The organism is Methylocystis parvus, assembly GCF_049675845.1.
Lineage (GTDB): Bacteria > Pseudomonadota > Alphaproteobacteria > Rhizobiales > Beijerinckiaceae > Methylocystis > Methylocystis parvus_A.
On record NZ_CP187161.1, the window covers coordinates 1,485,969 to 1,511,299 of the forward strand.

Below are 25,331 nucleotides of genomic sequence, written 5' to 3' on the forward strand. Positions count from 1 at the left end.
CCCGAGGCGGCCTCGTCCTTCGAGACGCGAGCTTCGCTCGCTCCTCAGGATGAGGCCTAAGCGTGCGACGCAGGTCAAAGGAGCCCCTCATGCTGAGGAGCTTGCGCAGCAAGCGTCTCGAAGCGCGAGGGGCGTCAACCACGATCTTGGCGGTTGGACTCATCACGCGCGCGCCTTCTTGATCAACGCCAGCGCTTCCGCCGGATCGAGCCGCCCGTCATAAAGCGCGCGGCCCGTAATGGCGCCGGCGAGCTTGGCGCAGTCCGGCTGCACGAGGCGCTCGATATCCGCGAGGGACGCGAGGCCGCCGGAGGCGATGACGGGGATCGTCAGCGCATTGGCGAGCGCGAGCGTCTGCTCGATGTTCAGGCCCGTCAGAATCCCGTCGCGCGCGATGTCGGTGTAGATGATGGCCGCGACGCCAGCATCCTCGAAGCTCTTGCCGAGATCGAGCGCCGACATGCGCGTCGTCTTCGCCCAACCGTCGACGGCGACCATGCCGTCCTTGGCGTCGATGCCGACCGCGACGCGGCCTGGATAAAGCCGCGCGGCCTCGCGCACGAAGGACGGGTCCTTCACCGCCGCCGTGCCGATGATGACGCGGGTGACGCCCTTGTCGAGCCAGCCGGAGAGCGTGCGCATGTCGCGAATGCCGCCCCCGAGCTGCACCGGAATGGTCAGCGCGCCGAGAATGGCCTCGACGGCCGCCGCGTTGCGCGGCGCGCCGGCGAAGGCGCCATCGAGATCGACCACATGCAGATATTCGAAGCCCTGGCGCTCGAAGGCGCGGGCCTGCTCGGCGGGATCGTCGTTGAAGACCGTGGCGCGGTCCATGTCGCCTTGCGCGAGACGGACGCACTGGCCTTCTTTCAGATCGATCGCGGGAAACAGAATCACGGGCGCCACCTCAGGAAATTGGCGATGAGCGCGAGGCCGAGCCTCTGGCTCTTTTCGGGATGGAACTGCACGCCGACGAGATTGTCGCGCGCGACGGACGCCGTGAGCGGCGCGCCGTAATCGGTCGTCGCGAGCACATGGGCGGGGTCCGCCGGCGTCAGATGATAGGAATGGACGAAATAGGCGTGCAGGCCCGTCTCGCCCGTCGGGATGCCGTCGAAAACCGGATGCGCGCGCGTCAGCGACAGCGTGTTCCAGCCCATATGCGGGATTTTGAGCGACGGGTCTTTCGGCTCGATCGCGACGACGTCGCCGCCGATCCAGTCCATGCCCGGCGTCTCGCCATGCTCAAGGCCGCGCGCGGCCAAGAGCTGCATGCCGACGCAAATGCCGAGGAACGGCCGGCCGCGCTGGATCGTCGCTTCCTGAAGCGCGTCATAGAGACCCGGCAGAGCGAGCAGACCTCCGCGGCAATCCGCGAAGGCGCCGACGCCCGGCAGCACGACGCGCTCGGCCTTACGCACCGCGTCGGGGTCGTTCGTGACATTGATGGCGCCGTCGAGACCCGCCTCGCGGGCGGCGCGCTCGAAGGCCTTCTGCGCCGAATGCAGATTGCCGGAACCGTAATCGATGACGACTGTCGTCAAGCGCCGCTCTCCGCGGGAAGCGTTTGGGGCGAGGATGCGCGCCGGCGGCCGAAATAGACCTCCTCGGCCTCCTCCACATTGTCGGCGATCACCACGTCCGTCTCCTCATAGCCGTGCCGACGCAAGGACCATGCAATGACGCGGTCGCCCTCGAAGCCGAGAATCAGGGCGGCGGCCAAACCGATGAAGGACGTCGCGTCCTTCGGCATCTTGAACACATAGCCCGCGGCGCCGATGGCGACGAGGAGCAGCGTCCAGCCAATGGCGGCGACCCAGGCGCGCTTCCAGAGCAGCCAGAAGGGGCCGAAGATGAAAGCCGGCCAGGAATAACCTTCGCGCAAGAACCTGATCTTCTCCGGCTCGGCCTCGCCGGCCGGCGGCAGATGAACGGTGAAAACGGCCATGGCCTCCCCTCCTCGTCTGGACGCTCGAGCCGACCGCCGATCAGGCGGTCAGCGTGCCCTTGGTGGAGGGCGCCTCGCCCTGAACGCGGCGCGGGTCGATCGCGACCGCTTTGCCGAAGGCGCGGGCGAAACCCTTGAAGGCGCTTTCGGCGATATGATGGCTGTTGACGCCTTTCAGACTGTCGATGTGCAGCCCGATCCGCGCCTGCACGGCGAAAGCCTGGAAGAATTCGCGCATCAGCTCGGTGTCGAACTCGCCGATTCGCTCGGCCGGGAAATTGACGTCGTAGACGAGGAAGGGCCGGCCCGAGACGTCGATAACGACGCGGGTCAGCGCCTCGTCGAGCGGAACATGGGCGTCGCCGTAGCGGGCGATTCCCTTGCGGTCGCCCAGCGCCTTGTCCACCGCCTGCCCGAGAGCGAGGCCGACATCCTCCACCGTGTGGTGGCCGTCAATGTGCAGGTCGCCCTTGGCGAGCACCGTCAGATCGAGCGGCGCGTGGCGGGCGATCTGGTCGAGCATATGGTCGAAAAAGCCGATGCCCGTCGAAATGTCGGATTTCCCCGCGCCGTCGAGGTCGACGACGACGGTGATCGCGGTTTCCTTGGTGTTGCGCTCGATTTTGGCGCTGCGCATCGAGAAAAGGCCTTCCGAAGGACACGGCCCGATCCAGCCGGGCGCGCGCCGCTTGTAGCAATTTCGTCGCAACCGCGCCACCCGTCTGGATGGCCCCTGCGGGCCGCTGGCCATTTGGCGGGCGCGCCGGATTCCGAGCGCGCGCCCTGGGCGAAAAACCGGTTCCCACTTTTTCGCGGCGCGTCCTATGATCGCGCCAAAGGTCCAGCGAATGGACCGTTTTCAGGGGGGATAATATGAGACCAGCGCTTCTTGCCCTGCCCGCGCTCCTGCTGGGCCTTTCGGCCGTCGCCGGGACCCCCGAGGAGGACTACGTGGCGGCCCGCGACGCGGCTATCGCCAAGATCAAGAAGATCGAGGAGAAGAAGCCCGACGCAGACGTGAGCAAGATCGACCAGAAGGCGCTGGCCGATCTGGAGAAGCGGCTTCAGGCCATTATAGGCGACCTCTCGGTCAAGCCCTACCCGGCCAAGGGGAAGATCGGCTTTGAGAGCCTCTCCGACAATGAGGTGGGCTCCGGCGGCCTCGACGGGCTGCGCTTCATGAACGGCGACGAGGGCCCGCAGGTCTATGTGACGACCGACGGGCTCACGACGAAATGGCTCGCCAGGGAAGATTGGTGGAAGGAAAAGCGCAAGGCGCCGCCCACGATCGACGAGGCGCTGGCGGACGACGATTTCATCACCGCCGCCGTCGGGGAGGATGCCGCGTTCAGCAAGACCGCCGCTTTGCCGATAACGAAGCCCGAGGGCGCGACCTTCGCCGCCGCCCTCGTCGGCGGCTGGGCGCAGGATATCGGCCCCAATCCCAATCAGGAAATCATCGTCGCCATCCGCAAGGACGGAAAGATCTACATCGCCGAAGAGCAGGCCAAAAAATTCAAGCCTGTCGCGGCCTGCGACGCGGTGTGGAAGGAATCGGAGAAGAAGGCCGACGCCCTCTTCAAGAAATATCAGGCGAGCGGCGCCAAGGACGAGAACGTCTTCAATTCCTATACCGCCGAACAGGAGAAGGGCGATCGCGACTATCGCGCCTGCATCGGCGAGCGCGCGCCGAAAGAGGCTTTCTTCCCCGAGCTTGTGAAGGAGGCGCAGGAAATCGCGGACAGGTTTGCCGGCAAGTGAGCGACGCCGGTTCGCCGGAGGCGGCCCGCCGACTTCCGGCGGGCCCGTCTATCAGCGGTTGCAGGTCCAGACCCAGCCCTGCGCGGCGTCCCAATCCCAGCAGACGCTGTGAACGTGGCGTCCTTCCTGCTCGCTCCAGTCCCGATGCGAATGACGCCAGTGGCCGCCGATATGCTGCATGGCGCTATGTTCACGGCGCTCTTCGCTTTGCGCCATCGCGGGCGCAGTCGTCGCCAGCATGGACGCTGCGATGAAGATGGAGATCTTACGCATGTCGCGTTTCCTTTATTCGCGGCGATATTCTTGGTTCGTGATCGCGCCGCGGCTCTGCAATTCAGAGTAGCGCCCCGCGCGGCTTCGTCCATGCCACGCCGTAACGCTCACGCTGGAGCGCCCCTCCCCTCCCCGCCCTTGCTCAAGCGGCGCCAAGCTCCTACATCCGCCTGACATATTTGCGGGAAGGCACGAATGGAAAGCGAACGCGAGAAGTCGCCCCTCATGCATGCGACGACCATCATTCTGGTGAAGAAACAGGGCGAAACCGTCATCGCCGGCGACGGGCAGGTCAGCCTCGGCCAGACGATCATGAAGGGCAACGCCAAGAAGGTGCGCCGGCTCGGCAAGGGAGAGGTCATTGCAGGCTTCGCCGGCGCCACCGCCGACGCCTTCACGCTTTTCGAGCGGCTGGAAACCAAGCTCGAGCAATATCCGGGGCAGCTCACCCGCGCCTGCGTGGAACTCGCCAAGGACTGGCGCATGGACCGCTATCTGCGCCGGCTGGAGGCGATGATGCTTGTCGCCGACAGGCAGGTTGGGCTCGTGCTGACAGGCTCGGGCGACGTGCTGGAGCCGGAAGCCTGGGAAGGCGGAGCGGTCGCGGCCATCGGGTCGGGCGGCAATTACGCGCTCGCCGCCGGCCGCGCGCTGATCGACACCGACGCGGACGCGGAGACCATCGCGCGCCGCGCCATGAACATCGCCGCCGACATCTGCGTCTATACGAACCACAACATCGTGGTGGAGAAAATCTAAATGGCCGACTTCTCTCCCCGCGAAATCGTCTCCGAACTTGACCGCTTCATCGTCGGGCAGCAGGACGCCAAGCGCGCGGTCGCCATTGCGCTGCGCAACCGCTGGCGCCGTCTGCAGCTCGAAGGGCAGATGCGCGAAGAGGTGATGCCCAAGAACATCCTCATGATCGGCCCGACGGGCTGCGGCAAAACCGAGATCGCGCGGCGTCTCGCGCGGCTTGCCAATGCGCCGTTCCTCAAGGTCGAAGCGACGAAATTCACCGAGGTCGGCTATGTCGGCCGCGACGTTGAACAGATCGTGCGCGATCTCATCGAGGTCGCGCTCGTCATGGTGAAGGAGCGCCGCCGCAAGGACGTGCAGGCGCGCGCCGAAAAGGCCGCCGAGGAACGCCTGCTCGACGCGCTGGTCGGCCCCGCCGCATCGCCCAATACCCGTGAGACCTTCCGCAAACGACTGCGCGACGGCGAACTGGAGGACAAGGAAGTCGAGGTCGAACTGCAGCAGTCAAGCGGCAACATGCCCATGTTCGAATTGCCGAACATGCCCGGCGGCGGCAGCGTCTCGGCCTTCTCGCTCGGCGACATTTTCGGCAAGATGCAGCGCGGCAAGCCGCGCAAGCTCACCGTGCAGGAAGCGCGCACGCCGCTGATCGCGGAAGAGAGCGACAAGCTCATCGACCAGGAGGCCAGCGTCCGTGAAGCGATCCATGAGGTCGAGAACAACGGCATCGTCTTCATCGACGAGATGGACAAGATCTGCGCGCGCGACGGCCGCGGCGGCGCCGACGTGTCGCGCGAGGGCGTTCAGCGCGACCTGCTGCCGCTGATCGAGGGCACCACCGTCGCGACGAAGCACGGGCCGGTGAAGACCGACCACATGCTCTTCATCGCCTCGGGCGCCTTCCACGTCGCGAAGCCCTCGGACCTGCTGCCCGAGCTGCAGGGCCGCCTGCCGATCCGCGTCGAGCTCGCCTCGCTGAACGAGGAAGATTTCCGCCGCATTCTCACCGAAACGGAAGCGTGCCTCACCAAGCAATATGTGGCGCTGATGGGCACGGAAGGCGTAACGCTGGAATTCGCGCCCTCGGCCATCGACGCGATCGCAAAGGTGGCTGTGGCGGTGAACACCTCCGTCGAAAATATCGGCGCGCGCCGCCTGCAGACGGTGATGGAGCGCGTCCTGGACGACATCAGCTTCACCGCCTCCGACCGCGCGGGCGAGACGATCGTCATCGACGGCGCCTTTGTCGAGAAGCATATTGGCGATCTGGCGAAAAACCGGGATTTGAGCCGGTTTATTCTGTAACAGGCAAGAGCCGTGACGAACCCGCTCTCTCCCGCTAATTTGAGGGAGTTATTTCAGAGGGGGATTGCATGGCTCTTGTCATCCAACAAAATCGCATGAAGTTAGCTCTGCTGGCGCTCGGCTCGCTTTTACTTGCCGCCACATGCCTCTGGGTAGGAACTTTGCCCTACGGTTAAGTCGGTTTGAAGGGTGAGTTCGCGGCTTATGTCGGCGTCCCGTTTTTCGGCGTCTGCGGCTTGTTTGCGTTGTATAAGCTGCGCGACAAACGACCGCTCCTCGTTGTGGACGAATACGGCATTCACGACAATTCGTCGGCGCTCGGCGTCGGCCTCATAAGATGGTCGCAGATAAATGGATTCAGCCGGGCCGAGGTCAACGGTCAAGGCATGTTGGCGATTCATGTTTCAGACCCGGAAACGTTGATCAGCGCTGCAAGCCCACTGAAACGGCCTGCGCTGCGGGCCAATCTTGCAATGTACGGGACCCCCGTATTTCTGTCGGAGTTCTTGCTTGGGCTGACGTCAGCTCAGTTACTCACCGCGATTAAACAGTACTGGAGGCCCGAAATGAGCGGCTCTCCCAAATAGGGGCCTCTTGCGCCGACGGCCCGGCATTGTCATAACCCCGGCCAAAGTTCCTCAACCTCGACGGCGCATCCCATGTCCACTTTCCCGCAGCGCGTCTTTTCCGGCGTGCAATCCACCGGCAATCTGCACCTCGGCAATTATCTCGGCGCCATCGTCAAATTCGTCGAATTGCAGAAGGCTTTCGAGTGCCTTTATTGCGTCGTCGACCTGCACGCCATCACCGTGCCGCAGGACCCGATCGAGCTGCGAAACAACACCCGCGAGATCGCGGCGGCCTTTCTCGCCTGCGGCATCGACCCCAAGCAGAACATTGTTTTCAACCAGAGCCAGGTGCCCGAGCACGCCGAGCTTGCCTGGGTTCTGAACTGCGTCGCCCGCATCGGCTGGCTGAACCGCATGACGCAGTTCAAGGACAAGGCCGGCAAGGACCGCGAGAACGCTTCCGTGGGCCTGCTCGACTATCCCGTGCTGATGGCGGCCGACATCCTCATTTATCGCGCGACTCACGTGCCGGTCGGCGACGACCAGAAGCAGCATCTGGAGCTGGCGCGCGACATTGCGCAGAAGTTCAACAACGACTTCGGCGCCTCGATCGAGCGCAACGGCTTCGGCGGCGCCTTCTTCCCCCTGCCCGAGCCGCTGATCTCCGGCCCGGCGACGCGCGTCATGAGCCTGCGCGACGGCACGAAGAAAATGTCGAAATCCGACGCCTCCGACTATTCGCGCATCAATCTCTCCGACGACGCGGACCAGATCGCGCAGAAGGTGAAGAAGGCGAAGACCGATCCCGAGCCCCTGCCCTCCGAGGAAAAGGGTCTCGAAGGACGCCCCGAGGCCGACAATCTCGTCGGCATATTCGCCGCGCTCTCCGGGCGCAGCAAGGCGGACATTCTCAACGAATTCGGCGGCTCGAATTTCTCGACCTTCAAGAACGCGCTCGTCGATCTTGCCGTCGCGAAGCTGTCCCCCATCACCGCCCAGATGCGCCGCATCCGCGCGGACGAAGGCTATATCGACCAGGTGCTGCGCGACGGCTCCGAACGCGCCCGGGCGATTGCGCGTGAGAACATGAACGCGGTGAAGGATATTGTGGGGTTCTTGAGGTAAGCGCTAATTGTTGTCTGCCGACAACATCATGTAGACGCCCCTCCTGCTTCGAGACGCTTGCTGTGCAAGCTCCCCAACACGAGGGGCTTCTTATTCCGCGAAGAGCACTCAGGCCTCATCCTGAGGAGCGAGCGAAGCTCGCGTCTCGAAGGACGAGGCCGCCTCGGTCGTCTGTCGCCAACCGGACCTTAGTTTTGGCGCCGCCGATCGCAGCAACTCAGCCGCGAAGCCCCTGCGGCTTCGCCCCGCCCGTCGCCCAGTCCAGAAGCTCGACCGTGTGAACGATCGGCACCGCCGTCCCGGCGCCGATCTGCACCATGCAGCCGAGATTGCCGGCGGCGATCACATCGGGCGCGACGCTCTCTATATTGGCGACCTTTCGCGCGCGAAGCTGGTCGGCCATCTCGGACTGAAGCAGGTTGTAGGTTCCCGCCGAGCCGCAACAGATGTGCCCCTCCGGCACGGCGACGACCTCGAAGCCCGCGCGCGCGAGGGCTTCGACCGGCTGGCGCGTGATTTTCTGGCCATGCTGGAGCGAGCAAGCGGAGTGGTAGGCGACCTTGAGGCGCGGGGCCGACCCCGATTGCAGATCGAGCTTCTCGATGATTTCGCTCACATCGCAGGTCAGCGTTGAAATGCGCGCGGCTTTTTCAGCAAGCGCCGAATCGTTGCGGAACATGAAGCCGTAATCCTTTACGCTCGTTCCGCAGCCCGAGGTGTTGACGACGATGTGGTCGAGCCCGCTTGACTCGATCTCCCGCGTCCAGGCTTCGATATTCCTGCGCGCGAAGGCGTGGGACTGGTCGACCTTGCCGAGATGATGCGGCAGCGCCCCGCAACAGCCCGCGCCTTCCGCCACCACGACCTCCACGCCATGCCGCGTCAGCAGTCGCACGGTCGCTTCGTTGATGCGCGTGTCCAGCACCGTCTGCGCGCAGCCGTTCAGCAAGGCGACGCGCATTTTGCGCTCGCCCTGCGCCGGAAAGACCTGCGGGCTATCCACATCAGAAGGCGCGGGCAACGTCTTGGGCGCGAGCGCGAAGAGCGCGCGCAGGCGGGGCGGCAGGAATCCGGCGAATGGAGCGACGAGTTTCGCAGCGCGCAACGCCACCCGGAACAGAGCCGGACGCGGCAGCACGAAGGCGAGCAAGCCGCGCAGCGCTTTGTCCGCGAAGGGGCGCTGATAGGTCTTCTCGATATGCGCCCGCGCGTGATCGACGAGATGCATGTAATGCACGCTCGACGGACAGGTCGTCATGCAAGAGAGGCAGGAGAGGCAGCGGTCAATGTGCCGCGCCGTGCGCGCATCGGCCGGACGCTCATTCTCCAGCATCTCCTTGATGAGATAGATGCGGCCGCGCGGGCTGTCGAGCTCGTCGCCGGTAAGCAGATAGGTCGGACAGGTCGCGGTGCAGAAGCCGCAATGGACGCAGGCGCGCAGGATCTTCTGCGATTGCGCCATGTCCGGATCGGCGAGCGCGGCGAGCGAGAAATGCGTCTGCATCAGAAGGCCTCGCGCATGCGGCCGCGCTCCAGAATATGAGCGGGATCGAAACTCTCCTTCACGCGCTTCGTGAGCGCGGCGAGCGGCGCGGGCTGCGGATGAAACACCTCCACGCGCGCCCGCACCTCGTCCGACGCGCGGATGAGCGTTGCGTGTCCGCCATGGGCGTCGATGGCGGCGCGGACAGCCGCCTCATGAGCATCCGCTTCGCTCTCGAGGCAGAGCCAGATCAGCCCCCCCGCCCAGTCGTAGAAATGCGCGAGGATTGGCGCGCCTGCGCGGCGCAGTTTTTCGATGACCTTATATCCGTCCGTCGGCGCGACGGAGATGCGCCAGACCTTGCCCGTCAGAGACGCGATCGGCGCCGCGTCGCGCAGCGAGGCCCAGAGCGCGACAGACTCTGCGTGCGGCAAGGTTTCGAAATGCGCGCCGGTTTCGCCAAGTTCGGCGATGAGCGCGTCGCGGCGCGTGGCGACGGAAATCTCAGGGCCTTCGAGACGCAGCAAGGCGGCGTTCTCGCCATAGCCGAGCGGTTCGCGCCCGGCCGGCAGCAGGGCGAGCGACGAGACTTCGTTTGACGTGCCGGAGGCGCGGCGCAGGGCCGCGAGGCTTTGCGCTTCGTCGAGGCCGAGAACCAACAGCGTCTGCTCGGTCTCGGCCTTGGGCAACACTTTCAGAGTCACCTCGGTCAGAAGCGCGAGCGTGCCATATGACCCGCAGACGAGCTTGGAGAGATCGTAGCCCGTGACGTTCTTCATCACGCGTCCGCCCGACTTCACGATCTCGCCGCGCCCCGTGACGCAGTGGAAGCCCAGGAGATGGTCGCGCGCGGCGCCGGCCTTGATGCGGCGCGGTCCGGATGCGTTCACGGCGATGACTCCGCCGATCGTGGCGCTTTTTATCGCGCCGCCGAGGAGCGGCGCGTAATCCATCGGCTCGAAGGCGAGCTGCTGATTGTGCGCATCGAGCAGCGTCTCGATTTCGCGCAAGGGCGTGCCGGCGCGCGCGGAAATAACAAGCTCCTCCGGCTCGTAAAGCGTGACGCCCGTAAGCGCGCGCGTCGACAATTCCTGCGGATGCGGCGCATGTCGGCCAAGCCGTTTCTTCGTGCCGGCGCCGACAATGGCGAAGGGCGTCTTGCGCGCATTGGCGCCTTCCAGCGCTTCGGCCGCGTCAGTGGCGTCGCGTATCTCGTGGGTGGCGGCGCTCATCAAAATCTCGGCAAATCGGGGAAAGGCGTCTTGCCGCCCGAGACATGCATCATGCCGAATTCGGCGCAGCGATGCAGCGTGGGGAAGACCTTGCCCGGATTGAGCCGGTTCATGGAGTCGAAGGCGCATTTGACGCGCATCTGCTGCTCCAGATCCGTCTCGTTGAACATCTCGCCCATCAGGTCGCGCTTTTCGACGCCGACGCCATGCTCGCCGGTGAGCACGCCGCCGACGGCGACGCAGAGGCGCAGGATGTCGAAGCCCACGCGCTCGGCGCGCTCCACGTCACCTTCAATGGACGCGTCGTAGAGGATCAACGGATGCAGATTGCCGTCGCCCGCATGGAAGACATTGGCGACTTGCAACCCCTCGCGTTTCGCGATCGCATCCATGCCTTCCAGCACCTCGGGGAGGCGCGCGCGCGGAATGGTGCCGTCCATGCAGAGATAGTCGGGCTTGATGCAGGAGACCGCCGGAAAAGCGTTCTTGCGGCCCGCCCAGAACTGCAGACGCTCGGCCTCGCTGTGCGAGACCTTGGTCGTCGTCGCGCCTTCCGCGCGGGCGATGTCCTCCACCACGCCGACGAGATGATCGACCTCCGCCTGCGTGCCGTCGAGCTCGACGATGACGATCGCCTCGGCGTCGAGCGGATAGCCGCAGGGCTGGAAGCGCTCGACCGCGTGGATGGTCTTCTTGTCCATCATCTCCATGCCGCCGGGAATGATCCCCCGCGCAATCACCGCGCCGACGAAGCGCGCGCCGGCCGTGACGCTGGGAAAGCCGACGAGAAGGCCGCGCGCCACGGCCGGCTTTTGCAGGATGCGGACAGTGACCTCCGTGACGACGCCGAGCAGGCCCTCGGAGCCGGTCATCAACCCCAGAACGTCGTAAGCTTCGCTGTCGAGATGCTTGCCGCCGAGCCGAATGACCTCGCCGCCCATCAGGACGACCTCGAGGCCAAGAATGTTATTTGTCGTCAGCCCGTATTTCAGGCAATGCACGCCGCCGGCGTTCTCCGCGACATTGCCGCCGATGGAGCAGGCGATCTGCGAGGACGGATCCGGCGCGTAATAGAAGCCCCTGCCCTCCACGGCCTTGGAAATGGCGAGGTTCTGGACGCCCGGCTGCACGCGCGCGCAGCGATTCTCGTAGTCGACCTCGAGGATGCGGTTGAACTTCGACATGCCAAGCAGAATGCCGTCTTCGAGCGGCATGGAGCCGCCGGAGAGCGACGTGCCGGCACCGCGCGGCACGATCTTGACGTTCATCTCGGCCGCAAGCGCGAGAATGGCGCTGACTTGCGGCACGGTCTCGGGGAGCGCAACAACGAGGGGCAGCGCGCGATACATGGTGAAGGCGTCACACTCATAGGCGCGCCGCGCCGTCTCGTCGACAATGAGATTGCCCGCCGGGAGGATGTCGCGCAGCCGCCCGATCAACTCCTCCCGCCGCGCGAGAATGTCCGGCTCCGGCGCGGGCATGGTGAGCATCGTTCTTGCGCCTCCCAGCGCTGACGGCGCACGTTGCGCTCGCCGTCCAGCCGTGGGAAGTCCCTCCCGGCCTCGCAAATTTTCCCTAGTCGAGGCGTGGAATGGGCGCAAGTCCGGCGTCGATCGCCAAGGAGAAACAATGAAAATGAAGTTCGTCCTCACGCTCGCCGACGCCAAGCGCGTCGCGGCGGCCGCCGCCCAGGAAGCGCAGCGGAACGGTTGGAGCGTGGTCATCGCGATCGTCGACGACGCCGGATTGCCCATCTATCTGGAGCGCCTCGACGGCGTGCAGCCGGCCTCCTGCGACATCGCCCAGGCGAAGGCTCGGTCCGCGGCGCTGTTCAAACGACCGACCAAGTCGCTGGAGGAAACCGTCGCCGGCGGCCGCGTGGCGCTGCTCAGCCTGCCCCATATCACGCCTGTGGAAGGCGGGTTGCCGCTCATCCACGAAGGCCAGGTCGTCGGCGCGATCGGCGTCTCCGGGGTGCAATCCTTCGAGGACGGCATGGTCGCCAAGGCTGGAGCCGACGCTCTCGCCGCCGGAATTTAAGGATCTATTTAGAATGCACGCAAAAGAACGGGGAAGCGTCATCCTGAGCGTAATGAAACGACCGTGAATGCGGTAGCTTAAACGTCGCCGCCGCCGAGAGCCCGCCGGGCGCGTCCCACGGACTCGGGCGGCAGCGACTCCGACGCGGCGAATTCGACAAGCATGGCTTCGTCGCCCGCCACATGATCGAGAACCGCAAGATGAAAGCCACGCTCGCCAAGCATGTCGCGCACGTCGCCCGCGTCGAGCCCGGTCAGGGCAAGGAAGCGCGCGACGCGCTCGTCGTCACTCGCCAGAAAGGCGAGCGCGCGCAAGGCGAGTTCGTCCGCAGGCGGCTCATCCGCCTTCGGACGATGAAAGTCATGCAATTCGCGACTGATTTTCATTAATATTCCCATGGTATCGATCAATGAAACGGCTCAGACTTTGATCCCCTTGCCGCTTCAAAGGCGCCGCGTTCCTAGAGTTGGCTCCATGAAAAAGACGGTCCTCATCGTAGAGGATAACGAACTCAATATGAAGCTCTTCAACGATCTGTTGGAGGCGAACGGCCACGCGACGCTTCGCACAAAGAGCGGCGTAGAGGCGATCTCGCTGGCGCGCGAGCATCGGCCTGACCTGATCCTTATGGATATCCAGTTGCCCGAGGTCAGCGGACTCGAAGTCACGCGCTGGCTGAAGGACGACGACGAGCTCAAGCACATCCCGGTCATCGCCATCACAGCTTTCGCCATGAAGGGCGACGAGGAAAAGATCCGCCAGGGCGGCTGCGAGGCCTACCTCTCGAAGCCGATCTCCGTGGCCAAATTCCTCGAGACGGTGAATTCTTTCCTTGCGGAAAAGAAGTAGGAGACGTCAGCAATATGACCGCACGCGTCCTGATCGTTGACGATCTGCTGCCAAACATCAAACTGCTGGAAGCGCGCCTTTCCGCCGAATATTTCGACGTCGTCTCCGCGACGAACGGCCCCGAAGCGCTGGAGCTGTGCCGCGACGGGAAATGCGACATCGTCCTGCTCGACGTGATGATGCCGGGCATGGACGGGTTCGAGGTCTGCACGCGCCTGAAAGCCGACCCGACGACGATGCACCTGCCGGTCGTCATGGTCACGGCGCTCGACCAGCCGGCCGACCGCGTGCGGGGCCTCGAATGCGGCGCCGACGACTTCCTCACCAAGCCCGTCGACGAGATGGCCCTCATCGCCCGCGTGCGGTCGCTGACGCGCCTCAAGATCATGCTCGACGAGTTGCGCGCCCGCGCCAACACATCCGCCAATCTCGGCCTCTCGTCGCGCGAGCCCAATGACGGCGAGCGCGGCCGCATCCTCCTCGTCGAGGATCGTCCCAGCTCGTCCGACCGCATCGTGGCCGGTCTGCGCGACTACCACAATATCGAGATCGAGAGCCATCCGCAGGAGGCGCTGTTCCGCGCGGCGGAGAACAATTACGAGCTCGTGATCGTGAGCCTGAACCTTACGGATTTCGACGGGCTGCGCTTGTGCAGCCAGTTACGCTCGCTCGAGCGGACCCGCTCTATTCCGATCCTGATTCTCGCCGATCTGGAAGACCGCCAGCGCGTTCTGCGCGGCCTCGATCTCGGCGTGAACGACTACATCATGCGCCCGATCGACAGGAACGAACTGGTCGCGCGCGTGCGCACGCAATTGCGCCGCAAGCGCTACACCGACAGCCTGCGAGACAATGTCCAGGCGGCGATCGAACTCGCCGTGGTCGATGCGCTCACCGGCCTCAACAACCGCCGCTTCCTCGAAACCCATCTCGCCAATGCGCTGGATCAGGCGGCGCACAAGGGTCGGCCCTTGTCGCTGATGATCCTCGACATCGACCACTTCAAATCGGTCAACGACACCTATGGCCACGATGCGGGCGACGAGGTGCTCAAGACCTTCGCCCAGCGAATCAAGCGCGTCCTGCGCGGCGCGGATCTGGTCTGCCGCCTCGGCGGCGAGGAATTCGTCGTGGTGATGCCGGACACGCCTCTCGAGGTCGCGGAGCGCGTGGCCGAGCGCGTGCGCGCCGCGGTCGAGTGGGAGAAGTTTCCCATCGACGCCAAAGCGACGCGCACCATTCCGATCACGACCTCGATCGGCCTCGCCGAACGCGGCGCCGACGCCAATGCGGACGCGCTGCTTCGCCGGGCCGATAAGGCGCTCTACGCCTCGAAATCCTCGGGGAGAAACCGCGTGACGGCGGCCGCCGCCTAGCTTGTGATCTTTTCAACATAAAATCGAAAGTCGGGCTTGCAGGCCGAGCCGGCCTGAACTATACACCGCCCGTCGACAGCGCGTCGGCCGAAGCCTCCCCCAAGAGGCCGGTAAAAAGGATGGGGCCATAGCTCAGTTGGGAGAGCGCTTCAATGGCATTGAAGAGGTCGTCGGTTCGATTCCGTCTGGCTCCACCAAAAAAAAAATCAAGAAGATAAAAGCCGGACAGGCCAGCGTTGCTTCGTAGGCGCGCCATGCGATCGCCACGGCAAGCGTCTTTGTTCCTAGCTATCCGATCTCCCCACATATAGAGCTAAAGACTGCTCAAGCCCGCGCTTGGAGCCGACGGCCAAAGGCGAAATCGGCGGCGCCCATCGCTCTTGCCGGCGCTTGCCGCGCAACTTTACTCGGGCTTTTGCGTTTCCTCTCTCATCACCCGCCGTGGCGATGGAGTTGAGTGCGCGCCAATGATCGAACACACGATCGCCCTTGCCGGCCTTGTCATAGGAACTGTGCTTATCCTGCGCGTGATGCTGGGCGCAGGACCGTAGCGGCCTTTTTCATGGCCTCCGCGCTCATATTGGACGGCCAGGCGGATGACGCTGGGCTGGAGCGTGGACCGTCGACATCTCGAACGAATATGAACCACGCCCTGGCTGCGGCGTGTCCCATCAATCCGCCTAATGGCGCGCAGATCGCGGCATCAGGATCGGGCGCGGACCGTTAACCATGTTTCAGAATAATTAACGCTCGAATTTTAGCTTAATCACATTTTAACCATGAGCGCGCCCGAGCTTGTTTGCGTCAAATACCTCCATGGGCAAGTTCGATGCGCGTAACACCATTGATTGCTTACGGCTACTCACTCGGTCCGGCTGTTCACGCAGGCGATCCTCTACCGCCATCGACAGTCATTGTTCGAGGGCGCACGCCGCCCGAGCAGGCCGCGATCGACCTTCAGTTGCGCGCCCTTTACGACGGCCTGTTGAGGCGGCCGGCGCCTTGCCGCCTCGTGGACCTCGTCCGCTCGCTTCCCGACGCCAAAGGCGCCCCCGAAAGTTCCGCCCCCGTCATGGATGGCCTTGATAACCAGAACCTTCAGGCTGTGCGGGCGTGTGTGGCCACGGCCCCGTGAAAAGTTGCAAGCATGCCAGGCAAGGGTCGACCTATGAAGCGGAGCGCAGAGTTGGCGATGTTGATCGGAGCCGTTCAACAGATGTTGAAGGAAAGGGAGCTCCCCGACGACGCCATAAATTGGATCATACAGGACATACCGCCCAGGCTGGCGTTTCTTGATGGACGTTTCCCGCCGGAGATCGTCCTGGGGACCGGATCAAGTCCCATTTTTGCGCGCGCGATGACGAAGGCTCTTCAGGAAATACTGAAGCTGGAAATCGAGCTTTATTACGAGAAACGCGGACCGAAGGCTGGGGTTGGATACCCGCCTTGAGCGCGCCCCCCCAGCCATCGCCGAGTGCGCATAGAACGGCGCATGTTTCATTCGACGCCGACGGGTAGCGCGGCGGACTTGCCTAGGAGCCGCTTTCTTATTTCCATCAGCTTCAACGAAAAATAGAGAACAACAACTTGTAATCGTAATTTACATGGGGAACAATCGCACAGTAATAAATCCGGGAAACTCATATGCAGCGCCAGTTCGACGTTTTCGTTTCCGAAGCTCCTGACTTGCTCGCGATTCACTGGGGGTGGGTTGTCGCACTGGGCGTCCTGATTGGCGCGCTCGGCATTCTCGCCATTGTTCGCGCGCGTGCGGCGACGGTCGTCGCTGTCGGTTTCCTTGGGGTCATACTGATCACCAGCGCGATCGCCATCTTCCTGTTCGCCATAGCGGCCGCGGGCTTCTGGACCGATTTCGCAATCCATCTTCTGTGGGCCGCCCTTGTCTTCGTCATCGGCGTCATGCTGTTGACCCGGCCCATGGTCGGCGCCGAAACGCTTGCCCTGCTGGCCGCCTTTTATTTCATCGTAGAGGGCATATTGATCCTCGGCTTCGCCTATGCCTCCCATATCGACAATTTCTGGATCTACGCGACCCAGGGCGTATTGGCGCTCATGCTTGGCGGCTTCCTCCTCTCTGGATGGCCGTTCACGGGCGCGTGGCTGATCGGCACGCTCCTTGGCGTGGACCTGCTGTTCAAGGGTTGGGGGCTTATCGCTCTCGGATTGGCGCTTCGCGCAATTTCCGAAGGAAGCTTGTTCTGACTGGAGCGCTCCGCGTCAGATTTTCTCTCCTCCCGGTTGCCGAAAGACAACCGACCTCCTCGACGCGATCGAAGGGAGAAAAATGCCAGCCGACGTCATCTCGGTAGATCTCGCGCTGCAGGGCGGCGGGGCTCATGGCGCATATACCTGGGGCGTTCTCGATCGGCTGCTGCAGGAGGAACGCCTCAAAATCGAGGGGATATCCGGGACGTCCGCCGGCGCCATGAACGCAGCCGTGCTGATCAGCGGCCACGCGAAGGCAGGCAGTTCGGGCGCGCGAGAGGCGCTGGAGTTTTTCTGGCGGCGGGTCTCGGAGGCAGGACGTCTCAGCCCCTTGCAGCGCAGCCCGATGGATATTTTGCTGGGACGCTGGACGCTCGACTCGTCGCCCGCCTTCATCGCAATGGACATGATGTCTCGCTTCGTGTCGCCCTACGACTTCGTGGCGACGAGCGGGAACCCGCTTCGACAAATTCTGGCCGACGTCGTGGACTTCGAGCTGCTGCCGGACGCGCCGATAAAAATTTTCGTCACGGCGACCAACGTTTCCACCGGACGCGCCCGCGTGTTTCGCAACCGCGACCTGACGCCCGACGCGATACTCGCCTCCGCTTGCCTGCCGACCTTCTTCCGGGCGATCGAAATCGATGGCGAGGAATATTGGGACGGCGGATATTCTGGCAATCCCACGATTACGCCGCTCGTGCGGGAATGCGAGTCGCAAGACACCATTCTCGTGCAGATCAATCCCGTGGAACGTAGGGAAAAGCCGCGTTCGGCGATGAGCATTTTGAACCGGCTGAACGAAGTGTCCTTCAACGCCGTTCTGCTGAAGGAACTCCGAATGATCGCGATGCTGCGTCAGGCGTCCGATCCGGGCTGTCGCGAGGGCGCGCGATGGGCGAACATGCGCATCCACCGTATTGCCTCGCAAATGATGACGGATCTCAACGCGTCGTCGAAACTCCTATCGGAATGGAATTTCCTTTGCATGCTGCGCGACGAAGGGCGCCGCTCGGCGGAAGCCTTTCTATCGACGCACGGAGACGATCTGGGGCGCCGATCGACGCTCGACCTGGACAACCTCCTTGAAGGGATATGACCGATGGGTCTCCTGGGCATATTGATCGCGCTTGCCGTTCTCATCTGGTTCGCCTACCGCGGCTGGAGCGTCTTGCTGCTGGCGCCGGCGGCCGCGCTCGTCGCGGCGCTCTTCTCCGGCGAGCCGCTGCTCGCGCACTGGACGGTCACATTCATGAACGGCGCCGCGCGTTTCATGGCGCAGTTCTTTCCGATCTTCCTGCTCGGCGCGCTCTTCGGCAAATTGATGGACGATAGCGGCTCGGTGACCGTCATCGCCAATTTCATGGCCGAGAAATTCGGCGCCCGGCGCGCCATTCTCTCGGTCGTCCTCGCAGGGGCCTTCGTGACATATGGCGGCGTTAGTCTTTTCGTCGCCTTTTTCGTTCTGGCGCCCATGGCGCAGGAATTGTTCCGCAAGGCCGGAACGCCCAGGCGCCTGGCTCCAGCGGCGATCGCGCTCGGAACGTCGACCTTCACCATGTCGGCGCTACCCGGGACGCCTGCGATTCAAAACGCGATTCCCATGCCGTTCTTCGGCACGACCGCCTTCGCCGCTCCCGGCCTCGGCGTCATCGCCTCGCTCATCATGCTCGGTTTCGGCATGTGGTGGCTCTTGCGCGCCGAAGCGTCGGCCCGCCGACGCGGCGAAGGCTTCGGCGACGACGCCGCGACGCCCGTGGACGTCACCGAGGATCAGGCCATTCGAGAGCGCGCAGCGATGGCGCGCGAGTTCGACCTTGCGGAACTCCCGCATGGCAAGCGCGCGGCAGGACCAAACATCGTCGTCGCATCGCTGCCCTTGATCGTCGTCGTCGCTGTCAATCTGCTGATGTCCCTGCGCATCATTCCGCGCATGGACGACTCGTTCCTCTCGGAAGAGCGCTGGGGTCCGACGACGCTCTCAGCCGTTGGCGGCGTGTGGTCGGTCATCATCGCACTCAGCGTGGCGATCGTCGCGCTGGTCCTCCTGAACCGGGAGCGCCTCGTCGCGTTTCGCGACAGTGTCGACGCCGGCGTTACAGCGTCCGTGCTGCCGCTCGTCAGCGTCGCGAGCCTCGTCGGCTTCGGCGCTGTCGTCGCCGCCATGCCGGCTTTCGCGACTGTTCGAAACTGGGTGCTCGGGATCGAGGGCGGCCCGCTCGTCTCGCTCGCGATCGCGACAAACATCCTCGCCTCTCTCACCGGCTCCGCGTCGGGCGGCTTGACGATCGCTCTCGACACGCTCGGCGAAACTTATCTGCGCCTTGCCGAAAAGCAGGGAATTGATCCAGCGCTGCTGCACCGTGTCGCCGTGATCGGCGCGGGAACGCTCGACAGCCTTCCGCACAACGGCGCGATCGTAACATTGCTCGCCATTTGCGGATGCAAGCACAGCGAAAGCTATCTGGATATCGTCGTCGTGGCCATCCTCGGCGCCATCATCGCGCTCGCAGCCGTCATCGCGCTCGGGGCGACGTTCGGGTCTTTCTGAGCAACCACGAATTCTTCAAACTACAGCCTGATCGCTCCGAAGTGCGGGAAACCTCGTCTCCACAATCCGCCGATTGCCGTCTATGTTCTGCGGAAGATCATCCCTTATGGCGCGTTCCACTTGCGCCCCGTGACAAGAGCACATTGATGGCCGACGACGAAGATTTGGAAACCGAAATCAAATGCGTCAAACTCGCCGCCGCGAAGCTTGAACTAAAGATCAAGGAAGAGGAGATCGCCAGAAGGCCGAGCTACCTGATCTCGCTTCTCGCGCAACCACCCGTGTTGGCCACACTTGTCGCAGGGCTGATAACCGCAGCCGGCGGCATGATAACGAAAATCTCCTCAGAACAGGCGGCTCAGATCGAGCAGGAAAAAACGAGGAACGCGGAACAGCTCGAAAATGCAAAAGCTCGCGACGCCCAAAAAATAGAACATATGAAATATGAGGGCGAGTTGATCATGCAAGCAATCAAGCCTGAAGACCCGAACAAGAAGGCGGAGAATATCGAATTCCTCGTGCAGAGCGGCCTGCTACAGGATCCGCCCCTCGAAGAAAAACTCAACAACTATCTGAAGGTCCACCCGCCGCATCATACGGCGCCAGCGGCGCCGCGCGCCCAACCGAAATAATCGCCCTTATCCGTAATTGGCGACGCCGGAAAAGACACAGGCGGTGCGTTTCCCGTGCGCTTTTTTCTCCAAGCGAGGTAAAAAAATCGCGCCGCCCCCACACTCATGCAGGGCGGCGCGATGCAAAAGGTTACTGAGCGGCCGGGGCGTCAGGGCGCGGCTGCGGCTTGCCGGTATGCCGAACGCGAGCCACGCGACGGTGACGGCGCGAGCCTCTCGTCGGGCTGCGCGGGCGCGACACGCGCGGCTGGTGACGGACGCCGGTGAACTGGCGCTCTACGGATTCCGCAGCCTCTGCATCGGACGCATCCAGTGCGACCACCGGGACGATCGTCGCAGCGGCGAAGAGCGCGGCGACGAACGAGCGGCGGGACATCTTGACGCTGTTTTCTTCATTGTCCATTTGTATTCTCCTCCCAATCAACTCAATAGCTTGAACAGTGCTAGCCCTGCACTTCTAGCATTGATATCCGTCGCTCGCAAATGTTCGCAGGCAGCGAGAAGACTGGACCGCGGGAGGCGCGCATGACGCAGAATATTGTAATTTCAATGACCTATCCCAATTTCTATTTTTTCACCTTTTGATCAGTTCTCCGCCAATACTTTGCGCCAGCTTTCGCCGGAGGTTTTGCGACATCGGCTTGTGGCTGCGCGACCTTTCCGGCAGCCAAAGGATCCGCTTGCGCGCCGGCGCCTGCGGATCCCTCCGCGTTCGATTGCGGCGGCGGCAATAGCTCCCCGACACGGGCGAGCAGGAACGAAAAAAACGGATTCGACGACATCCGGACCAGCGCTTCGAGCGGCACGACGAGCGCGCCCCGCTCGCCGCGCAATGGAAGCGCCCCCAGATGCACGCCGTAATCTTCGGCGCCATCTGGCTCGAGGCCGTACAGGGAATCGTTCAGCGGAAACGGCAGGGCGACATGCGAAAGCGAGTAAACCCCCTTCGGATAGCTGAGTCCGAGCGGGCGGATGCGCGCTGAAGACTCGCCGGTCTCTGTGACGCGCTCCTGCGCGTCATCTGTTCCTTCGCCGACATTTTCGACGATCGACAGCCTGAAGCGTCTGACCTGCGGCGGCGCGATATCAGAAAGCTTTTCGACAGAGGAGGCACGAAAGAGAGGCCCGAATTTCATGCTCCGATTTATGTCGAACAGCACCAGTTCCGAGCCGTTGGCGGGGATTTGATCGTAAAGTCCGGCGAGGATCGCGCGCGTGCTGACCGTGAAATCCAGCACGGATTGGAAAGTGAGGATCGGCGGGAGCGACGACAGCCGGCCTTCGCGCTGCAACCGCCCGATCTGCCTCTGCAACGCGTCTGTCAGCCGCCAGGATTGTCGCGCGCCGTTAACAGGGAAGGAGTTGTACTTGAACGGATTGAACTCCGGGAGAACGCTCAGCCAGGCGGCCTTTGCAAAAGCAGGCAGAATGGCCGGCAATCCGGCCAGGCCCGCAAAGCGCGCGAACGCGGTGATCCCCACCATCGGGGAGATCAGGATCAGACGGCTCGCTTGAGGAAGGCGCGTATCTTCGCTCGCGTCCAGCGCATATTTGAGCGCGAGCGATCCGCCATTCGAGAAACCGACGATTTGGAGAGGCGCGGGATCTGGAGCCAATCGACGGGCCTCGCGGACGGCCAGTCTTGTCGCCGCAAGCCAGAGGCTCCAATCGACATCCGCCAGTGCGGCCGGCGTCGTGCCATGGGCGGGAATGCGTATCGCGACGACGGCGAATCCCCGTTGCAAATAGAACTGCGCGAGATGGCGCAGGCTATAGGGCGAGTCCGTCAGTCCATGCAGCAGGACGACCGCGCCCACCGGCTTTGTTTGGGGCTCGAGCCGATACGAACGATTCCAGTTCTGAACGAAGTGATCCGGATTGACCGGACTTCCGTCAAAATATCGGTTGAAGGGAACGCGTTCCTCGACGGGGAGCTTGAGGCTTACGTTTTCCCGAACGGAGTCGAATATGCGGTTCTCGGCGTCGATGTATTTCGCCCAATCTCCCTGGTCGATCTCGTCGAGGGTGAGTTCCGTAGGCGCATAAGTGTGCCAAAGCTCCAGATCCGGTCCTCGCACCGATTTATATGCCCGGACTCCGATGAAAATGAACAGGGCAAGGGCGACCAGCCCGGCCGCCCATTTCATCGTTTTCAACCCCAAAGCCAGCATTTATTATCCTACCGCATCCAAGGGAAACGCCTTCGTGCGACTGCGCCATTGCCGATTGGTCATCAAGACCCCGAGCGCGTCCACGAAACCACGATTGGGTTCGCCTTCTCGATTTCGTCCGCATTGACACCATACGACGATATGAGGAACGCGCAATCGCCGCCCGCCGAGTGCGCTCCCGCATTCATCATGCGCCCTTATGTCATCGGCGTCGCGACTTAGACGGAAGCGGCCAGCGAATTGACAGCGCACGACGCCCCGATATGGTGACGGTTCATTTGGCCGACCTTTCATCGACGCGCTCAGCCGGCTGGCGAAAAAAGCATGCGCCGTGTGGGTCTGTAGCGGTCGGGTTTCAGGGGCTCAAGATCGTCATGAACAAAGGGCGGGGCGCGGAAACCGCGTGCATCATCATAGCGTTTCTGATTGTCCTGGCCGTATGCAAAGTCGCGCAGACCGTCATCGAGCCGGCGGCCTTCGCCATTTTCATCATCACGATCGTCTTGCCCGTCAAAAACGCGCTGCGGCCAAGGATCGGAAACGGGGCGGCAATCTCCATCACGCTCGTCGCGACCGCCTTGGTCCTTCTGGCGCTCCTATCCGTCATCGCATGGGAAGCGCGCGAAATTGTCGACTGGGTGAACAGGAATATCGATCGTATTCAGGACTCGCTTGTCGCGTCCACCTCATGGCTGGAGGCGCATGACATTTTCGTCCTGACGATGATCACGGACCAGTTCGATCCGGCCACGATCGTACGTATCCTTCAGGTCGCCGCCATGAAGGTGAACACCTTGCTCGCCTTCGCGCTGATCGTAATGATCTATGTCGTGCTGGGCCTCAATGAAGCCGGCGTCATTCGAGGGCGTATCGCAGCTTTGAAGAACGAGGAGGCAAGCAGCCATTTGCTAGCTGCGAGCGAACAGATCGGTCACAAATTTCGCACTTATATCGTCGTACGGACGGGCGCCAGCATCGCGACCGGTCTTTCCGTTTGGCTCCTTGCGCGCCTGATTGGCCTGGAGATGGCGGGGGCGTGCGGCATGCTGGCGTTTTCTCTCAATTACCTTCCGTATATCGGATCGTTCATCGTGACCGTGCTGCTGCCGCTGTTCGCTCTGGTGCATTTTGGGTCGATGGAGTCCGCCGCGCTCGTTCTGGTTGGCATGCTGTTCATTCAGGCGGTGATTGGCAGCTATCTGGAACCGGTGTTTTCAGGAGAGGCGTTGTCGATCTCACCGCCTCTCGTGCTCTTCTCAATCGTCTTGTGGACGTTCCTATGGGGCGCCCTCGGCGCTTTCCTCGGCGTTCCAATCGCGATCGCTTTTATAACTCTGCTCGCGGAATTTCCGTCGACGCGCAGCATTGCGGATATCCTTTCAGGAGGACGGATCGAAGCGAAAGCCTACGAAATTCAAAGACATTAAAGCATCGGGAGAAGCGCAAGCGGCGCCGTTTGGCTCCTGGTCTTCAGCCTGTCGTCCGTTTTGGATCGCTACCTGGCGCACGACGTGAGAGCCTGCCGACAACTTGGTGCGCAATCTTGACTCTTTTCGACCTTCGGCAGCTAATGAGCAGCCGTTTTTGATAAGCGGCTAACATCATGCCATGCATGAAAAGCGGAGGATTTCAATGCGCTTCGAGATTAAGAGCCTCTTGTCCATTGCAAGCTTCGGCGCCTTGCTTCTGGTCGCGCCGCCTTCGCACGCTGCGGCGCTATCGGGCGCTTCCAACCTCACCAGCGACGCACTGACATCTTCTCTCGTCCAGCAGGTCCACGCCGCTCCCGCGGGCGCGAAATGCATCAAATGGACCCGCAGGTGGAATACGCGACACGGCTTCGGTCATCGTCGCTGCGTTCAGTGGCGCTAAAGTAGCCGCAGCCAAGGCCCGCGCGCGATCGCCTTTTGGCGCGCGGGCAAACTACTCGACGCTCATCTCGTTCTTTACGAAAACGCTCCACGCGACCAGGACAATAACGGTGGCCGGAACGGCCAGGGCAACGCCCATCGTCCCGAACAGCGTGGCGAAAGCCAGCATAAAGAGCAGAAGAATCGCCGGCGGCACCATGAGCGACCGGCCCTGCAGATATGGCGTGATCAGATAACCTTCGACAAAGCTCGCGCCACCCACCGCAACGGCCGCCAATGTTGCGACGCCTACCCCATGCGGAAGCGCGACGAGCGCCGCGATCAGAAGCGCAACCATAGACCCGAAGTAAGGAATGAAGGCGAGGAGGCCGCTGGTCGTCGCGATCGCCATTGGCGCGGGGACGCTGAACAGCCACAGCAGAACCGCGGCAAAGACCGTGTTCATGACGACGACATAGAGTTGAATGACGAGCCACTTGCGCAATGTTGCGCCCGAGCGGCTGAGGAAATGGGTCATGGCGTCACGACGAGAAGCTGGCGTCAACGCCAGAACGCCCGCAGACGCGCTATCCGGATCGGCCGCCAGATAGGCGGAGCCGATGATAACGAAGATTCCCATACCCAGAAGGCTTCCGACGGCTCCAATGGCGTCGGTGAATTTGTTGGCGACGGGAGCGGCCGCCTGGGAAAAGTCGATGCTCATCAGTCTCTCGAGGAAATGCCCCCACGGGTGTTCTTCGATCGAGCGCTGGAGCAACGCGATGGCGGCCGGGATATCGAGGGCGACTTCGTCATATTGAGCCAGAAGCTGCCGCCCGAACAGCGATGAGAAAAAATAGATCGAGACGACGAGGCCGCCCCCAACGAGAAGAAGCGACAACCCCATAGGCGCGCTTGTGCGACGGGAGAGGAACTCCGCCGAGGCGCGCCACCCGATCGCGAGTAGAATGGTAACGAAAACGATCGGCAGCAAGTCGGCGAGGCGCCAAAGCGCCAGAGCGCCGCCAATGGTCGTCACGAGGATCAGGGAGAACGCGACTGCGCGCGCAATCCAATCGTCGTTACCTTCGTTCCGGGAATTATTCGCGCGACCCAAAAGATTGATTTTCATGACGTCGCCCAAGCCGGCGCGTGGGCGCAAGGGCGGCGATACGCTACGA

Annotated in this window: 27 protein-coding genes and 1 tRNA gene; 16 read left to right on the forward strand and 12 right to left on the reverse strand. The window is 62.8% G+C overall.

The window, feature by feature from the left end; genetic code table 11:
• Nucleotides 1-162: 162 nt before the first annotated feature.
• The 4 genes from hisA to hisB are packed head-to-tail and all read right to left on the reverse strand — an operon-like array spanning nt 163 to nt 2,585.
• The gene (hisA, locus tag ACPFMJ_RS07740) at nt 163-897 is read right to left on the reverse strand and encodes a 1-(5-phosphoribosyl)-5-[(5-phosphoribosylamino)methylideneamino]imidazole-4-carboxamide isomerase (RefSeq protein ID WP_424363234.1); all 735 of its coding nucleotides are present in this window, start codon (nt 895-897) and stop codon (nt 163-165) included.
• Nucleotides 894-1,544: an imidazole glycerol phosphate synthase subunit HisH gene (hisH, locus tag ACPFMJ_RS07745; RefSeq protein WP_424363235.1), complete on the reverse strand. Its 651-nt coding sequence runs from the start codon at nt 1,542-1,544 to the stop codon at nt 894-896. Before hisH ends, hisA begins: the two co-directional genes overlap by 4 nt.
• Nucleotides 1,541-1,948, reverse strand: a complete 408-nt coding sequence (locus ACPFMJ_RS07750; protein ID WP_424363236.1) for a DUF2628 domain-containing protein — start codon at nt 1,946-1,948, stop codon at nt 1,541-1,543. Before ACPFMJ_RS07750 ends, hisH begins: the two co-directional genes overlap by 4 nt.
• 40 nt (nt 1,949-1,988) lie before the next feature.
• Nucleotides 1,989-2,585, reverse strand: coding sequence for an imidazoleglycerol-phosphate dehydratase HisB (gene hisB, locus ACPFMJ_RS07755; protein ID WP_424363237.1), 597 nt, complete (start codon nt 2,583-2,585; stop codon nt 1,989-1,991).
• Between the two features lie 236 nt (nt 2,586-2,821).
• Between hisB and ACPFMJ_RS07760 the strand changes: the two genes are divergently transcribed.
• Nucleotides 2,822-3,709: a hypothetical protein gene (locus tag ACPFMJ_RS07760; RefSeq protein WP_424363238.1), complete on the forward strand. Its 888-nt coding sequence runs from the start codon at nt 2,822-2,824 to the stop codon at nt 3,707-3,709.
• Between the two features lie 51 nt (nt 3,710-3,760).
• Here the strand turns inward: ACPFMJ_RS07760 and ACPFMJ_RS07765 are convergent, their stop codons facing one another.
• Entirely contained in the window at nt 3,761-3,982 is a 222-nt protein-coding gene (locus tag ACPFMJ_RS07765) for a hypothetical protein (protein WP_424363239.1), read from the reverse strand.
• Between the two features lie 195 nt (nt 3,983-4,177).
• On the opposite strand from ACPFMJ_RS07765, the gene hslV reads away from it, so the two are divergent.
• The 4 genes from hslV to trpS all read left to right on the forward strand — a co-directional run bounded on the left by hslV (nt 4,178) and on the right by trpS (nt 7,740).
• Nucleotides 4,178-4,741, forward strand: coding sequence for an ATP-dependent protease subunit HslV (gene hslV / locus ACPFMJ_RS07770; RefSeq protein ID WP_424363240.1), 564 nt, complete (start codon nt 4,178-4,180; stop codon nt 4,739-4,741).
• The gene (hslU, locus tag ACPFMJ_RS07775) at nt 4,742-6,046 is read left to right on the forward strand and encodes an ATP-dependent protease ATPase subunit HslU (RefSeq protein ID WP_424363241.1); all 1,305 of its coding nucleotides are present in this window, start codon (nt 4,742-4,744) and stop codon (nt 6,044-6,046) included. It begins immediately after the preceding gene.
• Between the two features lie 182 nt (nt 6,047-6,228).
• Nucleotides 6,229-6,633: an STM3941 family protein gene (locus tag ACPFMJ_RS07780; protein WP_424363242.1), complete on the forward strand. Its 405-nt coding sequence runs from the start codon at nt 6,229-6,231 to the stop codon at nt 6,631-6,633.
• A gap of 72 nt (nt 6,634-6,705) precedes the next feature.
• Nucleotides 6,706-7,740, forward strand: a complete 1,035-nt coding sequence (trpS, locus tag ACPFMJ_RS07785; RefSeq protein WP_424363243.1) for a tryptophan--tRNA ligase — start codon at nt 6,706-6,708, stop codon at nt 7,738-7,740.
• A 217-nt stretch (nt 7,741-7,957) separates the two neighbouring features.
• Here the strand turns inward: trpS and glcF are convergent, their stop codons facing one another.
• The 3 genes from glcF to ACPFMJ_RS07800 are packed head-to-tail and all read right to left on the reverse strand — an operon-like array spanning nt 7,958 to nt 11,945.
• Nucleotides 7,958-9,244, reverse strand: coding sequence for a glycolate oxidase subunit GlcF (gene glcF / locus ACPFMJ_RS07790; protein ID WP_424363244.1), 1,287 nt, complete (start codon nt 9,242-9,244; stop codon nt 7,958-7,960).
• On the reverse strand, nt 9,244-10,455 hold the full coding sequence (gene glcE / locus ACPFMJ_RS07795; RefSeq protein WP_424363245.1) for a glycolate oxidase subunit GlcE: 1,212 nt from the start codon (nt 10,453-10,455) through the stop codon (nt 9,244-9,246). Before glcE ends, glcF begins: the two co-directional genes overlap by 1 nt.
• Nucleotides 10,455-11,945, reverse strand: a complete 1,491-nt coding sequence (locus ACPFMJ_RS07800; protein ID WP_424363246.1) for an FAD-linked oxidase C-terminal domain-containing protein — start codon at nt 11,943-11,945, stop codon at nt 10,455-10,457. Before ACPFMJ_RS07800 ends, glcE begins: the two co-directional genes overlap by 1 nt.
• A gap of 139 nt (nt 11,946-12,084) precedes the next feature.
• Between ACPFMJ_RS07800 and ACPFMJ_RS07805 the strand changes: the two genes are divergently transcribed.
• The gene (locus ACPFMJ_RS07805) at nt 12,085-12,495 is read left to right on the forward strand and encodes a GlcG/HbpS family heme-binding protein (protein WP_424363247.1); all 411 of its coding nucleotides are present in this window, start codon (nt 12,085-12,087) and stop codon (nt 12,493-12,495) included.
• Nucleotides 12,496-12,572: 77 nt separating this feature from the next.
• Here ACPFMJ_RS07805 and ACPFMJ_RS07810 read toward each other — a convergent pair whose 3' ends face one another.
• Complete coding sequence (locus ACPFMJ_RS07810) at nt 12,573-12,905, reverse strand: DUF3572 domain-containing protein (RefSeq protein ID WP_424363248.1); 333 nt, start codon at nt 12,903-12,905, stop codon at nt 12,573-12,575.
• A 64-nt stretch (nt 12,906-12,969) separates the two neighbouring features.
• Here ACPFMJ_RS07810 and ACPFMJ_RS07815 point away from each other — a divergent pair, with 64 nt between their 5' ends.
• The 8 genes from ACPFMJ_RS07815 (at nt 12,970) to ACPFMJ_RS07850 (ending at nt 20,129) form a co-directional block, all read left to right on the forward strand.
• On the forward strand, nt 12,970-13,344 hold the full coding sequence (locus ACPFMJ_RS07815; RefSeq protein ID WP_424363249.1) for a response regulator: 375 nt from the start codon (nt 12,970-12,972) through the stop codon (nt 13,342-13,344).
• A 14-nt stretch (nt 13,345-13,358) separates the two neighbouring features.
• Nucleotides 13,359-14,720, forward strand: coding sequence for a PleD family two-component system response regulator (locus ACPFMJ_RS07820; protein ID WP_424363250.1), 1,362 nt, complete (start codon nt 13,359-13,361; stop codon nt 14,718-14,720).
• 121 nt (nt 14,721-14,841) lie between these two features.
• Nucleotides 14,842-14,917 (forward strand) — tRNA-Ala (locus ACPFMJ_RS07825).
• 989 nt (nt 14,918-15,906) lie between these two features.
• Nucleotides 15,907-16,170, forward strand: a complete 264-nt coding sequence (locus ACPFMJ_RS07830) for a hypothetical protein (RefSeq protein ID WP_424363251.1) — start codon at nt 15,907-15,909, stop codon at nt 16,168-16,170.
• A 194-nt stretch (nt 16,171-16,364) separates the two neighbouring features.
• Nucleotides 16,365-16,943, forward strand: coding sequence for an HdeD family acid-resistance protein (locus ACPFMJ_RS07835; RefSeq protein WP_424363252.1), 579 nt, complete (start codon nt 16,365-16,367; stop codon nt 16,941-16,943).
• Between the two features lie 82 nt (nt 16,944-17,025).
• Nucleotides 17,026-18,045, forward strand: coding sequence for a patatin-like phospholipase family protein (locus ACPFMJ_RS07840; RefSeq protein WP_424363253.1), 1,020 nt, complete (start codon nt 17,026-17,028; stop codon nt 18,043-18,045).
• Nucleotides 18,046-18,048: 3 nt separating this feature from the next.
• Complete coding sequence (locus ACPFMJ_RS07845; protein WP_424363254.1) at nt 18,049-19,497, forward strand: GntP family permease; 1,449 nt, start codon at nt 18,049-18,051, stop codon at nt 19,495-19,497.
• Between the two features lie 146 nt (nt 19,498-19,643).
• Entirely contained in the window at nt 19,644-20,129 is a 486-nt protein-coding gene (locus ACPFMJ_RS07850) for a hypothetical protein (protein ID WP_424363255.1), read from the forward strand.
• Between the two features lie 130 nt (nt 20,130-20,259).
• Here the strand turns inward: ACPFMJ_RS07850 and ACPFMJ_RS07855 are convergent, their stop codons facing one another.
• Nucleotides 20,260-20,532, reverse strand: coding sequence for a hypothetical protein (locus ACPFMJ_RS07855; RefSeq protein ID WP_424363256.1), 273 nt, complete (start codon nt 20,530-20,532; stop codon nt 20,260-20,262).
• Nucleotides 20,533-20,695: 163 nt separating this feature from the next.
• Complete coding sequence (locus ACPFMJ_RS07860) at nt 20,696-22,276, reverse strand: alpha/beta hydrolase (RefSeq protein ID WP_424363257.1); 1,581 nt, start codon at nt 22,274-22,276, stop codon at nt 20,696-20,698.
• A gap of 398 nt (nt 22,277-22,674) precedes the next feature.
• Between ACPFMJ_RS07860 and ACPFMJ_RS07865 the strand changes: the two genes are divergently transcribed.
• Together ACPFMJ_RS07865 and ACPFMJ_RS07870 are read left to right on the forward strand one after the other, a co-directional pair.
• On the forward strand, nt 22,675-23,727 hold the full coding sequence (locus ACPFMJ_RS07865) for an AI-2E family transporter (protein WP_424363258.1): 1,053 nt from the start codon (nt 22,675-22,677) through the stop codon (nt 23,725-23,727).
• Between the two features lie 205 nt (nt 23,728-23,932).
• Nucleotides 23,933-24,172 carry a hypothetical protein gene (locus ACPFMJ_RS07870; RefSeq protein ID WP_424363259.1) on the forward strand — a complete coding sequence of 80 codons (240 nt, stop codon included), beginning with the start codon at nt 23,933-23,935 and terminating at the stop codon, nt 24,170-24,172.
• 51 nt (nt 24,173-24,223) lie between these two features.
• Here the strand turns inward: ACPFMJ_RS07870 and ACPFMJ_RS07875 are convergent, their stop codons facing one another.
• Nucleotides 24,224-25,282, reverse strand: coding sequence for an AI-2E family transporter (locus tag ACPFMJ_RS07875; protein ID WP_424363260.1), 1,059 nt, complete (start codon nt 25,280-25,282; stop codon nt 24,224-24,226).
• Nucleotides 25,283-25,331: the final 49 nt, after the last annotated feature.

What these genes read in the sequence shown, in the direction of transcription:
- ACPFMJ_RS07750 (WP_424363236.1), bottom strand. Translation starts at nt 1,948, where the DNA reads ATGGCCGTTTTCACCGTTCATCTGCCGCCGGCCGGCGAGGCCGAGCCG.
- hisB (WP_424363237.1), bottom strand. Translation starts at nt 2,585, where the DNA reads ATGCGCAGCGCCAAAATCGAGCGCAACACCAAGGAAACCGCGATCACC.
- ACPFMJ_RS07760 (WP_424363238.1), top strand. Translation starts at nt 2,822, where the DNA reads ATGAGACCAGCGCTTCTTGCCCTGCCCGCGCTCCTGCTGGGCCTTTCG.
- ACPFMJ_RS07765 (WP_424363239.1), bottom strand. Translation starts at nt 3,982, where the DNA reads ATGCGTAAGATCTCCATCTTCATCGCAGCGTCCATGCTGGCGACGACT.
- hslV (WP_424363240.1), top strand. Translation starts at nt 4,178, where the DNA reads ATGGAAAGCGAACGCGAGAAGTCGCCCCTCATGCATGCGACGACCATC.
- hslU (WP_424363241.1), top strand. Translation starts at nt 4,742, where the DNA reads ATGGCCGACTTCTCTCCCCGCGAAATCGTCTCCGAACTTGACCGCTTC.
- trpS (WP_424363243.1), top strand. Translation starts at nt 6,706, where the DNA reads ATGTCCACTTTCCCGCAGCGCGTCTTTTCCGGCGTGCAATCCACCGGC.
- glcF (WP_424363244.1), bottom strand. Translation starts at nt 9,244, where the DNA reads ATGCAGACGCATTTCTCGCTCGCCGCGCTCGCCGATCCGGACATGGCG.
- glcE (WP_424363245.1), bottom strand. Translation starts at nt 10,455, where the DNA reads ATGAGCGCCGCCACCCACGAGATACGCGACGCCACTGACGCGGCCGAA.
- ACPFMJ_RS07800 (WP_424363246.1), bottom strand. Translation starts at nt 11,945, where the DNA reads ATGCTCACCATGCCCGCGCCGGAGCCGGACATTCTCGCGCGGCGGGAG.
- ACPFMJ_RS07805 (WP_424363247.1), top strand. Translation starts at nt 12,085, where the DNA reads ATGAAAATGAAGTTCGTCCTCACGCTCGCCGACGCCAAGCGCGTCGCG.
- ACPFMJ_RS07815 (WP_424363249.1), top strand. Translation starts at nt 12,970, where the DNA reads ATGAAAAAGACGGTCCTCATCGTAGAGGATAACGAACTCAATATGAAG.
- ACPFMJ_RS07820 (WP_424363250.1), top strand. Translation starts at nt 13,359, where the DNA reads ATGACCGCACGCGTCCTGATCGTTGACGATCTGCTGCCAAACATCAAA.
- ACPFMJ_RS07835 (WP_424363252.1), top strand. Translation starts at nt 16,365, where the DNA reads ATGCAGCGCCAGTTCGACGTTTTCGTTTCCGAAGCTCCTGACTTGCTC.
- ACPFMJ_RS07840 (WP_424363253.1), top strand. Translation starts at nt 17,026, where the DNA reads ATGCCAGCCGACGTCATCTCGGTAGATCTCGCGCTGCAGGGCGGCGGG.
- ACPFMJ_RS07845 (WP_424363254.1), top strand. Translation starts at nt 18,049, where the DNA reads ATGGGTCTCCTGGGCATATTGATCGCGCTTGCCGTTCTCATCTGGTTC.
- ACPFMJ_RS07850 (WP_424363255.1), top strand. Translation starts at nt 19,644, where the DNA reads ATGGCCGACGACGAAGATTTGGAAACCGAAATCAAATGCGTCAAACTC.
- ACPFMJ_RS07855 (WP_424363256.1), bottom strand. Translation starts at nt 20,532, where the DNA reads ATGGACAATGAAGAAAACAGCGTCAAGATGTCCCGCCGCTCGTTCGTC.
- ACPFMJ_RS07860 (WP_424363257.1), bottom strand. Translation starts at nt 22,276, where the DNA reads ATGAAATGGGCGGCCGGGCTGGTCGCCCTTGCCCTGTTCATTTTCATC.
- ACPFMJ_RS07865 (WP_424363258.1), top strand. Translation starts at nt 22,675, where the DNA reads ATGAACAAAGGGCGGGGCGCGGAAACCGCGTGCATCATCATAGCGTTT.
- ACPFMJ_RS07870 (WP_424363259.1), top strand. Translation starts at nt 23,933, where the DNA reads ATGCGCTTCGAGATTAAGAGCCTCTTGTCCATTGCAAGCTTCGGCGCC.
- ACPFMJ_RS07875 (WP_424363260.1), bottom strand. Translation starts at nt 25,282, where the DNA reads ATGAAAATCAATCTTTTGGGTCGCGCGAATAATTCCCGGAACGAAGGT.